Origin of the sequence: Zymomonas mobilis subsp. mobilis ATCC 10988, from assembly GCF_000175255.2 — a bacterium.
In the GTDB taxonomy this organism is placed as follows: domain Bacteria; phylum Pseudomonadota; class Alphaproteobacteria; order Sphingomonadales; family Sphingomonadaceae; genus Zymomonas; species Zymomonas mobilis.
In genome coordinates this window covers 18626-32283 of record NC_017183.1, presented here as the reverse complement: position 1 = coordinate 32283, position 13658 = coordinate 18626, and the positions used below count along the sequence as shown (strand labels likewise).

Here is a 13658-nt window from a genome sequence, read left to right as displayed (position 1 = left end):
TTATGCCCGCACAGGTGAAGTCTTACATAAGGCCAGATATGCAGGGACGGTTCTCAGGCAAGGAACTGACGTCTCCTCTTACCTTTCAAAGCCCGGTGACGCTGGAACTTGAGGTTATGGCTCAGGAAGCGAAGGCAACCTCTGCCCCCAAACGGAAGGTCATAAAACCGAGGGAGAAACTGACCTGTAAGATCATCAGGAAACATCGAAGCACCGAAAAGAAACTCCCTGCCCTCATGCTTTCCGACGCCTTAGCACATTTGTCTTGAGCAATCCCAAGGCCAGCACCGGCAACCAAAAGAACTGTGGCCCTCTATATCAGGGCTTTTGGGGATACGCCTGTCAGTGGCATCGGCGGTCACCAAGCTGGAGCCTTCCGTGACCTGCTTCTTGCCCTTCCTGCAACACTGGGCAAGGGTAAAAGCAGTCTGACGCTGCAACAGGAGGCACAGAGAGCCAAGTCTAATGGTCTCCCGACCATGAGCAATAAAAGCGTCAAGAACCATATGCTTCGTCTGTCCGCCCTATGGAACCAACTTGTGCAACGGGAGATGGTGGCAAAGAACCCTTGGTCTGGCTGGCATTTTGAGAGTGCCCCCAAAATCGTACGACGAAGCTGGACGCCACAGGAACTGGCATTGCTGGCCTCTGCTTCTTGGCATAGTGCCTTGGTGCCTGAACCTACGTTCCGGCTTGTGACCCTTATTGCTGCCTATGGCTGGGCGAAATCTGCACCCTACGGAAAGAAGACCTGCAAACCATCGAGGGGGTTCCCTGCTTCAAAGCAGTTGGGATTTTGATCAGATAAAAAATCCTTGTCGTGCTTCAAACAATGATTTTGTGTTAGCCAGATTGAACAAAATAAGGTCGACAACTCTTAGGGATCAATGAGATGGCTGATAGAAATTCGACTTTGATCTGCCGAGGAATCAGTCGTCATTTTATTATCTCCAACGTAAAAAGATTAGCATATGCCCTCTTTATTTATGTCGATTGCGAATCCCCTAACTCAGAGTTTCAAAACTCATAACTCGAGGCGATGTCATCAGGATTTTACGAAAAATGATTTTGACCTATTTGGAGTGGTAGTCCCACCCAAGCCCTCGGCGTAGATAGGTCGCTTTTTATGCATTTTTTGATCTTATGCAGGACAGCCATAAATAACCTAAAATACGGCCTTAAAATAGCTTTATTCAATGAAATACGGCCGAAAATCTCTTATGCATATTTATGCAGCCTTGTCTATTGGTAGCTTCCCTTGTTTTCCTGTTAAAATACCCCTTGTTTCTCAAAAGCTATATCCTCTTTTTTATCCTCGGGATTGGGCTTCAGTTAGCTATGGGCAGAGGAGTTAGAAAAGAGAGAGTTTGAGAAAAATAAGACCGGTATAATTATAGCAATCAGCTAGTAAGAAGGATCAGGGAAATGCAATGGAATATACAGGCTGGATAGAAGTTTGGATCTTTAACTGTTTGGTAAATCAGCCCTTCATTACAGAAGAAGATGGAGAGATAGAGGCTATCTTCTGCATCATCCATTTTTAGTCAAGGTTTATGGATAGAAGATTGTAAGCCCAAAAAGCATTAGGATGTCTTCTCAGAGTAAAATACTTCCTCTTCTTGGTCCACTGGTCATATACCTTCTTTCTTGCTGTAGAGGGATCTCTGGGCTGATGGTGTATAGGCAGCTTTTGGCTTTCGGAAAGGTAGATCTCTAAACTATCGCCGATGAAATGGATCAATTCTTTTTAAAGAAGCAGTATCAAAACCCATCAGTTGATATAAAAATATCAAGAGAGGTGTTTTTTTATTATACCCTTAGCGTTCGGTAGACCAACCCTAGCCTCCGCGCCATACATGCCGCTTTTCTACGCAATTTCTGATCCAACGCAAAATAAAAAATATTGCGTAAAATAGCCTTTAAAGCACAAATTTTTTTAGAAAAATGCCCATTTTTACTGTTCGCAAATAAACGCATGCTCAACGCATTTTGTAAAACGTAAAAAAGATGCAAAAAATGCTTATTTTCTCAAAACCTAGACGAACTTTTCGGCTAAAATTTCACGGACTAGAGTGATCATCATTTTCCCTTCATCCATGGCCTGAAGTTTCAGCTTTCTATGAATGTCTGCAGGTATAGACAAAAACGATTTGTCTTTTCTGCGTTATCATCGGCGTTCCACTTTGCGACCCACTGATCAACATAAGATGGCTTTTTAACGGCACGCGACGGGCGCGTTAAGCTGATTGAAGATGCTGTTTTGGTCATAATGAAGCCCCTAACTCAAGTAATTCATTTTTAATGGCTGTGATCTCATCAGCCACAAAATTACGTTTATCTGGATAATCGAATACCGACAGGCCATCCAATGCGCTCTCGGCAAAGCGGACACGCTGTGATAGCTTACTATTTAATAGAGGTAGCTGATGACTAGGTTCTGTTGACAAAGAGTGTAATTTAAGATTTTTAGAGATAAATTGAGAACAAGTTTTGTATGGCAGACAGGATGCGAGGAGATCTGAGGGACGCGGAGTGGCAGATAATAGAGGGTCTTATTCCCAGCGAACGAGGCCGCTGCGTGCGTCCCGCCAAAAGTAATCGGTTATTTCTCAATGGTATGCTTTATGTGCTCCATGTGATTCGAACAGGCTGCCCGTGGCGAGACATGCATGAACGTTATGGGAAATGGAATTCGGTCTATGTTCGGTTTCGTAGGTGGTCGGAACAGGGTGTCTGGGACGCTCTTCTTGAAACCCTGGTTGACCAGATGACTGGCAACATATGATAGATAGCACGATCATTCGCGCCCGTTCCGATGGTCAAGGTCGCCCTCTAGCTTTCGCGCTAACCGGTGGTGCGGTCTCTGATTATTCTGGTGCTGAGATATCTCTGTGACAACGCCCCGCTGTTTTCTTGCTGATAAATAGGTTACGCGAAAAACTACCCTTTCGAGGCATTCTTCCTGTTATCCCGCCTCGTTCCAATCGAAAAAAGCCTATTCCTTATAATCTCCAGCACGACAAAGATCATCATTGTATTGAGCGGATGTTTAATAAGCTGAAGCCGTCCAGACGTATTGCTACACGCTATGACAAAACCAGAAAATCTTTCCTCGCCTTCCTTCATATCGCGGCCGTAAAATTGTGGTTGCCTTCCTTTGTCAACAGAACCTAGATGTTCGTACGTACCATTCAGAAAAGTCATGCTGAGTGTATTCCCTGTTTATTGTTCCTGAACCAGGTGTTTTCTGGCTAGCGAGGGAAACCGCCCGTTTCCGGCCTGAATTATCGAGGAAAAATAGACGGAAAACTTTGACGACAAAAAAGAGCGCCGAATAATCGGCGCTCTTGGTTTTACGACATACCCTATAAAATATATGGGACTATATTTGGATTACTACTTGTTAGATCATAACAGCTGAATGATGATCTGTTTGTTTTTGAGCTTTTAAGGTCAAAGAAGCGATCATACCAGAACGAGTTTCTCCTGCCTTTTTGGCCAAGAGATCAAGACGTTCGAGAACTCTTTCAGGTAAAGTAATGTTTACCCGCTTTACCCTATCACTCAACAAAGCTGGATCTATATTGATAAAACCGAAAGACCATCCTTTATAATCAGGGTTCTTATATAAATCTGAGATAGAACTAGGTACAGGAATATCTTGACCACTATCTAATGTGGCATCGATCCAAGCAGATGCGGCTTCTTCAGCATTGGCAATAGCTTCATCCATCGTATCGCCAGCCGAGAAGCAACCGGGTAAATCCGGTACGACAATACCAAAAGCCGTAGATTTTGTATCTGGCTCTATAGCAACAGGATAACGCATAAACTTCTCCTACAATCCGGCTTGCTTACGGATAGCCCGAACAAGCCCAACACCAAGTTCCTTTTTAGGATGTGGTATCGTGATATGATGAGAGCCACGTGTTCGGTCGAGTATCCATCCTGCTTTTTCAACTTCTTTGATCAAATCACGACTTTTCATATTATGTATTATACACATTCATAGATTTGATGTAATCGCTATAATTTGGTTTTTAAAAATTAGCTTTTTATTACATTATCGATAATGCGAATTTTTAGAAATTAGATAGCTCTACTGAAAGGCAAATTCCTTTCTCGCCAAGCCTGTGAGCGAAGCGAACAGCACCGGAGGAATAAATAGACGGTGATCTGTCAGAATGATAGCTGACAGGGTCATGGGCGCATCTGTCTTGTTTTAATGAGGAGGTCGGCGATATCTTTTGGTGAAAGGGGCATCATGCGCTGTTCCCTCCGCTTGTTCCTGTGTTGAATGATGGTTGCTACCTGATCAGGCCGGAGGTTCAGGGTATTAAGTTCTTTTGTGAAGCGGTCAGGTTCAGGTTTCGTGTCTAAAATAACGCCTGTCGCTCCTGCTAACGCAGGCGCGAGACAGTCTTTATTTTCTTCTGTCGTTTCAAATTTTTTAGCGCCGGTATTATTTAAATAATTATAACAGGATAGAGTATAAGAATTGAACTCGCGTTGATTGTCCGAAATTTGGGGCTTTTTTGAGGTATCCTCCTTGGAGGTTTTGGAAGATGTTTTAACCTTTTCCTGATCGGCCTGTGCTGCCTTCTTAGCCTGTTTTTCTTGTTCCAGTTGGTCTGCCCGCTCGATAGATTTAGCTAACTGTATCAATGAATCTGTGAGCGCATTAGGCGCTTTTGCCCCCGATATTTCTTTCATGAATTCAACAGGGGGAAGGTTTTCAATTATGGCTTTGGTTTCAGCTTTATCCGCCTCTTGGGCGTGGTCAATATCATCAGGAACAGGCGTATTCCTCCGACGCATGACACGCTCGAAAACCTGTCTGGCCAACTCTGGCCAAGACTTGGGAGACAAGAAGCCGTAGGCATTACTGGTCTGCTTGCGGCGGGGGCCTTTGCCGTCCGCCTTGATCTTAATTGATCGGCGTATCCAGCGGATGAAGCCTAAATCCTGTAGCTGTCGCAGCAATTTGACGACCGTCGCACGGGCATAGCCAACACTATCGCAAATAGTATCAAGGGTCGGTTCCAGACGGCCAGTTTTAAAGTCGACCATCCGAAACAGCATCTTTAGAAGGCGAACGGCCTTATCGCTTAAGCCCTTAGTTTTGATCGAATATTGATCGACCGCTTCCAGATAGGCACCGATCTCTTGCGGATTGACCGGCTTCCAGACCGACTTCTCACGTTCGCCCACCTCATAAGAATCCCGATGCACCGGATCAGGAGTCCGACGGCGGATTTTATAGCGGGTGGATCGTTCGAGAGGGTCTCTACGTCTGGCAATAGCTGTTTTACGGGCAATATCGGCAGCGGTTTCAGGATCAACGCCGTTTGATACCATCTGATCAAAATATTCGATTTCGTCGAAATCTGATGCGGAGGCTGTAACCTCACTATTGGTATTTGAGGCCGTAATTTCGGGGGCGACGTTATTGGCCAAGGAAGATGATTGGTGGTCATATGTCGCACCGATAGGCTCCCTTTTCTTGGCGTTTTTAAATTCCTCAGCAGCAAGATCAGCCATGTCTTTTGCATGGTCGTAGGACATTCCCGTCTGCATCAGCATTGAACGATAAGTGCCGCGCTTGAAACGGCCTAACCTGTCCACAAAAGGGCTACCTTTAAAAGACAGAGAGGAGGGAGATGAAGGTAATGGAGCTGTAGAAGAATCTGGTAAGATGGTAGCACGTAATGGAGAAGCCAAGGATGGCGAAGACGAAGCGGAGATTGCTAAGGATAAGTCAGCAGCTTCCAAAGGCGATACAAGGTTAGGCGACATAGAAGACAACTCAGCGGATAATGGGGCAGGCGCGAGATCAGGCTTTGGAGAAAAAAGAGAGGTGTCCGACAGGTTCACAGAAGAGGACAGATCGGCATTAAGTGAAGGAGCCATAGGAGACGACGCCACGAAATGAGATGATGAAGAAGAAGAGGCGGTCATTGTGCGGGCTCCGGTCTTGGACGCAAAAAAGCCACAGCGAAGATTCTCCGCTGTGGCAGGCCTGAATTTGAAATAGATAAAAGGGAAGAGGCTGCGCCGGTTCTGATCACGGGACAAGCTTCCGGCTCATCGCCCGATCATTGACGATCTGGTTGATCAGAATACGAATAGAGTTTTCAGGATGACCTTTCCGCGAACGGCTGACCGCAAGCTTGGCCTTCTTGATGTCGTATTTCTGGCCTTTCAGATCACGATAGGCTTCGGCAATCTGGCCATCCAAACGCGCCTTTTCTTCTTCAAGACGGATAATGGATTGGAGCTTTTCAGTCAGCTCTTCGGTCGCATGAATAGAACTCATAAGACGGTCTCTCCAATGAGAAGATGAGGGGGTGCCGAATAGGCCTCGGTCTGAAGCCCAAGGTTAGAACTGACGGAAACAGAACAGGTCTTTTCCAAATAGGAAAGGCTGAAAAAACAATGGGTCATAAAGACGAACCAAAGTTTTGGATAAAGCCGTTCAAGCCCTCATTGGCCGTAGTTGCCGAACGTTTAATCACCTCGATAAGACTTAATATTTCAGTATTAAATCTTATTAATTCATCTTTTGAGACATTTTCCAGTAAAGCATAAGAGCGGGTCTCTTCTGCCCGACGAATACCTTCCAAGCGATCCATCAACAGGCGAAGACCGCATTCCATCTGCCCCATATAAAGATACATGGCATTGCTAATCTTCTGCTTGAATGTGCTGATCTCGCCATCAATTAAGGAGGGCATATTTTCGGCTGTTTTAATTGTCATTGATCTTACTCTTCACCCGAAGGGAAACTGGCCGCCCCAATGAAAGACAAGCTATGGCTGTCTTGTTAGTGCTAGATTTAAAAAAGATTTTTAGAGATTGACGGCCTATTAATTGAGAACAATAATCGTGATTATTGTTTTTCAAATCAAACTGTTGGCAAAATAGAATTATGGTAGATGGCTTTATATCTTTACCTTCGTTTGCCATCATTTTATCTACCTTTTTGAGTATATAATTGTATCTAACCAACAAAAAATTGTGATTTTTTTCTTTTTACCTAAACCACAGTCAAATTTTTGATTGACTCTTGCCGAAAGAAATTCTCTAAAGATAGAAACATAGTTAAATCGAATCCAAAAAATTGCATTTTATTGTGGATATTATGATTTGCAATTTTTTGCAATATAAAAAAATCATTTTTCAGTTTTATAAAAAATTATGCAATTGTTTTTCAGGTGTTTGAGATCTGATTCAATTGTAGAATCGCTGCATGAATGAAGCATCTTCAAAATTGAGAACTGTTGAAAAATTCCGTAAGTGGATTTTTGAAGAACGACAGCTACGAGGCTGGAGTCGAACAAAACTCGCTGAAGAAGCGCGTATGGCTGCAAAACAAAGAAACGTCGAAAGTAACCTTAAGCAGCAATCCATTTCTGCCTTTGAACTTGGGCAAATTAAGAGCATTCCGTCATGGATGCCTTATGTAATGGCTGCATTTGAGAATAACCCTATCTCTCCGACGATGAACTCCATTACCTTAACAAAATGTAATGCATCAAAAAATGTCGGCCTTCCGGAAGAAAAAGATCTTAAAAAATTGTTTCTGGGTCTTTTAACTCCAGTAGAGGAAGATATAACACCCCAATTAAAACGAAAAATTGCCAGTATTTTAGCGCAACGTCTTCCGAAAGGCTTGGAACAGATAAGTTTGTTTCAGTAATATCTTTTTGGTATAAATAGATATTATGACGCAGACCAGTATCTCAAAAATAGACGAAATACGCACATGGATAAGAAATGAGCGTAAACGTATAAACTGGACGGCAGCAAAGTTAGCTGACGAAGCAAAACAGGTGGCTGCACGTCATGGCGTTAAACTAAATTTACAACAGCAATCTATTTCCTTGTTTGAAAATGGAAAAATAAAGTCGATACCTCTGTGGCTGAATTATGTAAAAGCAGCTTTGTTGGAGCAGGCTAAACTAACAGATTTTGTAGTATCTAAACCTTCTTTCACAAAAGAAGAAGAACCGAAATTTTCGACTGATACAATATCAGAAGATGATAATAAAAAAATTATCTATAAAGAAATTCTTCCAAGCGAAGATAAACTCAAAAACTTGTTTTTGAGTTTATTAGTTCCTTTGGATGTAGACTTTAGTGACTCATGGTCACTTAAACAAAATATTGCATCTTCACTGGCAAAAAAATTCCCAGTCGCGTTATCTCACCCTTTGCTTTACAACGAATAGGCCAGATGGATAACTTAACGGATTTAGATAAGCTCCGCGAGTTTGTTCGAGCGTCTCGGATAAAAAGGGGATGGAGTGCGCAAAAGCTAGCCGATATGGTTTCTAAGGAAGCTGAAAAGCGAGGTGCTATTTTCACCACTACACAACAATCGATTTCTCGCTTTGAAAATGGGATAGTAAAACGAGAACCCTCTTGGTTGCAATTTGCCTTGTTCGCATTCGACGCAAATGCTGTTCCGGCACCGGCACCTCCACCCGATTTCTTTTAATTAAGAACCAAAAGCCCTTTTCTTTCTAACCGCTGCAATTCCTGTGAAATTGGCATTCAACCTTCTGTTAATAACGGGCTGTATCTTTACATTATCTCTCCCAGCTAACCGAATATCATATAAGTAGCATCAGGCTACATAATACGTAAATACAAATATAGCTATTAACTTAAATACGTATTTAGCTATATACGTTAAGACGTATCTCCATTTATAAAAAACCTTTATTTTAGGCGTTATGGATAATTACCTAATTGAAAACAGATGACTATTTCGGCCTAATAGCTTCCTCAATAAAGAAGAGATAAGACACTCTACGCCATTACAGGCGTAGAGATTTTAGTTAAGCGATCAAGGGCAATTCCCAAAGATCGGTCATTAAAAATTCGATCTTTACGCAAGGCCGCATCTGCACCACCTCGCCAAGAACGCAATCCCTTACGTAAAGCTGACACATTAGGTTCTATATTTTCGCGAGTTAGCAGCCAGTCAACTGTAGCCAGCAGCTCCATCCCAAAGGGGGACTCAAAACCATCAATAAGCATGGCGGCAGATTCTAATGCTTGCCTGTAAGGCTTGGCCTCACTTTTCAAATAAGCCTGTAAATCGTCTTTGCGCTTATCAACAAATAAAATGACATCCAGCGGGTCGCTATCGCTGATACGTTTATCAGAATGAAGATAGCTCCCATCTAAATTATTCAACAAGTGGTTTAGCTGATGAGTATAAGGACCATATTTATGTGGCTGAAAATCTAAATTCAGTGGATTATTATCTGGAGAATACTGTTCAATAGCTCTCTGAAGAAACCAAGCCAGCTTTTGAATTTCAAGCAAACTACACTCTATACTCATTACCCAGTATCGACGGACTAATTCAGCTATTAACGCGCGGGCGGGCGTTAGTTTTTCTACGCCTGTCCTCTTAGCCACGTTTTGGTATTGGGTAGTCGGCTCAAACACAAAAATATCAATATCGAGATCACTTAAGGCCAACTCGATCTGTCCACGAACATCTTTCCATGAAAGCCCGCCATTGCCAGCACCCAAAGGAGGAATAGCAATAGATTTTATATTCTTTTCGAGCAGGACACGCCGTAGATCCTGTAAGCCTTTTATAATCCATTCTATTCGTGACGGATTACGCCAATGCTGTTTAGTCGGAAAGTTCACAATCCAGCGTGTTTCCCCTAGTTCATAGACTGGAGTAACGAACATCTTACCGATTTGAACTTCCTTAGCCTTACACGCAGCAGAATACAGGCGAAAGTTCTCGTGGAAGCGCTCTTTAAACATGAGCGCAATACCCTTACCCATCACACCGACGGTGTTAACGGTATTAACAAGAGCCTCGACTTTAGCTTCTAGTAGGTTGCCTTGCGTGAAGATAATCATCAGAAATACCATTCCGGTCGGGCGTAGCTATCAATTTAAATACGTATTTAGCTATATGCGTTTATACGTATTGCAAAAAAGCCTTTATTTTAATTATCTCGATCGCCATCATGTGAATGGTATGAAGGTAACGCATCTGCCTCGCTTATCAAGCGTGAGGCACAACTGACAGATTTTTTATGTCTAAAATTTACCCAAAAATGTCTAACGAAACGTTAGCAATATTATTTCAGAAATGTTTTTTCAGACCCTTTGCGTTCGATGCCAGCCGAAACCCGCGGTAAATTTGCCCCCCGATTTTTACGCATCGGAATATGACGCAAGACAGGTCATAAATGCCTGTATTTAGGCCTATAAAGCAGATAATCTAATAAAATTATTCTTCTCCACCCAACGCATTTCAACGCAGAACTCCACATTTAAGTCAATTCGAGATTTTTGGCAACATTAGACATAATTTTACCACTATTTCTTGACCAAGGACACTCTGATTTAATCAGCAATTTTGATGTCATCTATCCAGTCAGTCTGGCTTGATAGCAGAATAAAAACTTTCAGAGTTAGAACACTGGAATGTTTTGTTAGTTCGTTGTCGCGGGATCGTATCCAATGTTCAAAGGCTTGTCGTTAAGCTAGTTGGCTTATCTAGGCTCAGGACCTGTTAATTTCTTGAGTTGAGCGGGCTGTTGTGATTCACAGGTTTACCGATGGAGGTGAAGCTGTGAGTGACGTGTTTTTGCTGTCTGAGCACCAGATGGAACGGATTAAGCCGTTTTTTCCACTGGCGCATGGTGTGCCGCGTGTCGATGACCGTCGTGTCCTGAGCGGGATCGTTTACGTGATCCGCAACGGCCTTCAGTGGAAAGACGCCCCGAAAGCGTATGGCCCGCACAAGACTTTATACAACCGGTTTATCCGGTGGAGCCGCCTGGGTGTCTTTGACCGGATCTTCGTCGCCCTGACGGAGCAGGCAGGCCGTTCAAAGCGTCTGATGATCGATGCAACACATCTGAAAGCACACCGGACAGCGGCCTCCCTGCTCAAAAAGGGGCTTTTCCCCGCCATATCGGACGCACGAAAGGCGGACTGAACTCAAAGCTTCACGCTGTATGCGATAGTCAGGGCCGCCCTGTCCGGCTGCATCTGACCGCAGGTCAGGTCAGTGACTTCAAAGGCGCGGATGTTCTGCTGGCAAATCTGCCGGAAGAAACACAAGAAATTCTCGGGGACCGGGGATACGACAGTAATAAAATCAGACAGTCTCTCGCAGACCGGAATATCACCGCCTGTATTCCGCCGAAGAAGAACCGGAAATCAAAGCCGCCTTACGACTGGCATCTGTATAAAAAACGTCACCTCATCGAAAATATGTTCGCAAAGCTCAAAGACTGGCGGCGTGTCGCAACACGATACGACCGGTGCGCTCACACATTCATGTCAGCAATCCATATCGCAGCAAGTTTCATCTTCTATCTCAAAGAATGAGTCCTGAGCCTAGTAATAGTAAGGGAATAATATGGATAAAATTACGTAAATACGTAGATAACTACATACGTATTTACGTATTAATTTTTTAAGGTCTGGAAAGAACAAAGATAACCACCAATATTTCCTCTATTTTCTATGGCAACACGACCAGTGGAAATGGCCAAAGTAAAATCTCTCCGATCTAGTAGTGTTAGAAAGTTAAAAATTTCTCAGTATTCAATTCCACATAACTCTTTAGCAGCAGTGAGAGCTGCACTTATATAAGGATGATATACTTTTTCAGAGAGCCAAACGTCCAATATTTTTTGGGCATCGCTAGTATCTAAATCTGTAAAAATATCTATAACGTTAGAACGTGCTCTTTTTTTTGACTCAATATTTAAATTGATTTTTTCGATAAAAATTTTAAAATTTTTATTTTGTACCGTAACATTTCCATCTAATAAGTAGATAATTTCTTTTCGAGAATTCTCATCACATGGATTCAAATAAAAATCTTTATCGTACCAATCGCCACGAGATTTTCCGCAAGTCAGAGGATCCCCTTTTTGAGTTTCTTTTTGACAAGATGCTAAAAGGTTAGAAAAAGATAACCTTTTTCTAATATCAATACTCCTTGGAACTATATGTTCAATATGTGCAGATTCTACAGAGATTCTAGCTTCACAATAACAACATATTCCATGTTGATCTTCAATTAACTTTTCTAAAATATCTACTTTTTCAGGATTCTGTAAATTTTCCCATGCAGGTTTCCAATCAGAATTTGCTTTAGCCTTCCATTCAGAAAAGGACTGAGGCTCTTTTGTTTTTTTTATTTGTTTCATTTATTGATAATTTTTTTTCTAAAAATAAGAGCCTCAGCTTTTACGACATCGGGATCGTCTCTCATTATTGTTTTTAAACATTGTAGCTTTGTTTCTGCCTCATCCAGTTCATTGTCTGAAATATTTTGAAAAATTTTATCCAATTTATCTTGGATCTTTTGGGGACGCGTTGTGTCCAGTCCCATAATTTCAGACAAAAGAACTTCTGAAGAAAATCCGTAAGAATTTCGAGCCTTACTTACATTAAAAGCTCCATTTTCATTTGTAGAAATGATGGATATACAATTTGAATGAACGTGAGTTATAATATGAGGAGAGTGTGTTGTTATAATAAACTGACAATTAGGAAATGTAGAATTTAATCGTTCTATAATATTTTTTTGCCACCTTGGATGAAGGTGAAGATCGATTTCATCTATCAAGATGATAGCTTTACCTTTTAGGGGATTGTCCATGCTGGGATTTGCTAGAACAAGTCGTCGGGCGATATCTCCAATTAACGCTAACATACATTTTTCTCCTCCAGAGAGTTGAAGGAGATTTAAATGCACACCTTCTTTTTCGATCACCATTCTTAATGGCTCGTATAAAACTCTAAGGTCAGAAAATCCTGGCATAAATTCATAAATAGCTTGGCATACCGCCTTCAACCCTTTAGAAGATAGAGGATTATATAATTCCTTAAGAATTTCTTTTATAGTTTTTCTGTATTTTGTAGCTTTAAAAAGCAGGGAATCAGTATCCGACAAATCCATAGAATGCAGAAGATTAGCTAAAGAAGAATTATGTTTCTCTTGCTCAAATCGAAACCATTCAAAAAAACTTTTAAAATTTACGTTTGGGTTAAGAGCCTCATCATATGCAGATAATTGACTAAAAGCCTGTCTTCTTCGACGCCGAATAGGTACCTTTACAATTGCCCTATCTACAGGATAATAGACAAACAAAGGCAGTGAAGCCTCATCGTTTTTATTATCCAACTCTATTTGGAATCTCTTGGAAAGAGCCGCCAAGAGAGAAAGTTCTGATTTCTGAGATCTAGCATTTAAGCCTCTCCCTGTTTTTACAAGCATCCAGTTAAAATCTTGATTATCATAATTTACTGTTATCGAAAGAGCGGCCTCCCGACACCCATTACGAATACTCAAATCATTAATTGGTTGTCCTGAAGAATTTTTATTAAGAGTTCTGTTAATAAGCCATGATAATAATAGAGCTATACTATCTAAAACACTCGTTTTTCCTGCGCCATTAATACCAACTATTAGATTAACTTTATTGCAAAAATCAAAATCGGCATTTTGAATGCCTCTGAAATTTTTAATACTTATTTTTTTATTTCCACAAAATTCTCCGTATGCGTTCATAAAATACTTAATAAATGAATATCTATTTTAAAATTACTTTTTTTACATTTAAAAAATACATTATATTATTTCTCACAGGGAA

General features: G+C 41.6%; 13 protein-coding genes and 1 pseudogene. 6 read left to right on the top strand and 8 right to left on the bottom strand.

Annotated features, from left to right (window positions below):
- Window positions 1-305 precede the first annotated feature (305 nt).
- Entirely contained in the window at window positions 306-800 is a 495-nt protein-coding gene (locus ZMOB_RS10470) for a hypothetical protein (protein WP_221624978.1), read from the top strand.
- A gap of 1706 nt (window positions 801-2506) precedes the next feature.
- Window positions 2507-3174, top strand: a pseudogene (locus ZMOB_RS10605) (IS5 family transposase).
- Between the two features lie 229 nt (window positions 3175-3403).
- On the opposite strand, the gene ZMOB_RS09360 reads toward ZMOB_RS10605, so the two are convergent.
- From ZMOB_RS09360 to ZMOB_RS09345, 5 genes are all read right to left on the bottom strand, one after another.
- A complete protein-coding gene (locus ZMOB_RS09360; RefSeq protein WP_014466462.1) occupies window positions 3404-3829 on the bottom strand; it encodes a type II toxin-antitoxin system HicB family antitoxin in 426 nt (141 codons plus the stop codon).
- Between the two features lie 9 nt (window positions 3830-3838).
- The gene (locus ZMOB_RS10010) at window positions 3839-3988 is read right to left on the bottom strand and encodes a type II toxin-antitoxin system HicA family toxin (RefSeq protein WP_080558566.1); all 150 of its coding nucleotides are present in this window, start codon (window positions 3986-3988) and stop codon (window positions 3839-3841) included.
- Between the two features lie 212 nt (window positions 3989-4200).
- Window positions 4201-5958, bottom strand: coding sequence for a helix-turn-helix domain-containing protein (locus ZMOB_RS09355; protein ID WP_014466460.1), 1758 nt, complete (start codon window positions 5956-5958; stop codon window positions 4201-4203).
- 106 nt (window positions 5959-6064) lie between these two features.
- On the bottom strand, window positions 6065-6316 hold the full coding sequence (locus ZMOB_RS09350; RefSeq protein WP_014466426.1) for a GapR family DNA-binding domain-containing protein: 252 nt from the start codon (window positions 6314-6316) through the stop codon (window positions 6065-6067).
- A gap of 124 nt (window positions 6317-6440) precedes the next feature.
- Complete coding sequence (locus ZMOB_RS09345) at window positions 6441-6758, bottom strand: hypothetical protein (RefSeq protein WP_014466458.1); 318 nt, start codon at window positions 6756-6758, stop codon at window positions 6441-6443.
- A gap of 491 nt (window positions 6759-7249) precedes the next feature.
- On the opposite strand from ZMOB_RS09345, the gene ZMOB_RS09335 reads away from it, so the two are divergent.
- From ZMOB_RS09335 to ZMOB_RS09325, 3 genes are read left to right on the top strand one after another with little or no spacing between them, the layout of a single operon-like run.
- Window positions 7250-7699: a helix-turn-helix domain-containing protein gene (locus ZMOB_RS09335; RefSeq protein WP_014466457.1), complete on the top strand. Its 450-nt coding sequence runs from the start codon at window positions 7250-7252 to the stop codon at window positions 7697-7699.
- Window positions 7700-7724: 25 nt separating this feature from the next.
- Window positions 7725-8231, top strand: a complete 507-nt coding sequence (locus ZMOB_RS09330) for a hypothetical protein (RefSeq protein WP_014466456.1) — start codon at window positions 7725-7727, stop codon at window positions 8229-8231.
- 5 nt (window positions 8232-8236) lie between these two features.
- On the top strand, window positions 8237-8500 hold the full coding sequence (locus ZMOB_RS09325; RefSeq protein WP_014466455.1) for a helix-turn-helix domain-containing protein: 264 nt from the start codon (window positions 8237-8239) through the stop codon (window positions 8498-8500).
- Window positions 8501-8814: 314 nt separating this feature from the next.
- Here the strand turns inward: ZMOB_RS09325 and darG are convergent, their stop codons facing one another.
- Window positions 8815-9894 (bottom strand): type II toxin-antitoxin system antitoxin DNA ADP-ribosyl glycohydrolase DarG, encoded by a 1080-nt coding sequence (gene darG, locus ZMOB_RS09320; protein ID WP_014466454.1) that lies wholly within the window; start codon window positions 9892-9894, stop codon window positions 8815-8817.
- 721 nt (window positions 9895-10615) lie between these two features.
- Between darG and ZMOB_RS10005 the strand changes: the two genes are divergently transcribed.
- Window positions 10616-11379, top strand: a protein-coding gene (locus ZMOB_RS10005; RefSeq protein ID WP_099045773.1) for an IS5 family transposase whose coding sequence is annotated in 2 segments (ribosomal slippage) — window positions 10616-10949 and window positions 10949-11379 — 765 coding nt in all. Because the reading frame shifts where the segments join, the coding sequence is not laid out codon by codon here.
- Window positions 11380-11591: 212 nt separating this feature from the next.
- Here the strand turns inward: ZMOB_RS10005 and ZMOB_RS09715 are convergent.
- Together ZMOB_RS09715 and ZMOB_RS09305 are read right to left on the bottom strand one after the other, a co-directional pair.
- On the bottom strand, window positions 11592-12209 hold the full coding sequence (locus ZMOB_RS09715) for a retron system putative HNH endonuclease (protein WP_014466451.1): 618 nt from the start codon (window positions 12207-12209) through the stop codon (window positions 11592-11594).
- Window positions 12206-13576 (bottom strand): AAA family ATPase, encoded by a 1371-nt coding sequence (locus tag ZMOB_RS09305; protein ID WP_014466450.1) that lies wholly within the window; start codon window positions 13574-13576, stop codon window positions 12206-12208. The genes ZMOB_RS09715 and ZMOB_RS09305 overlap by 4 nt, the downstream gene beginning before the upstream one ends.
- Window positions 13577-13658 lie beyond the last annotated feature (82 nt).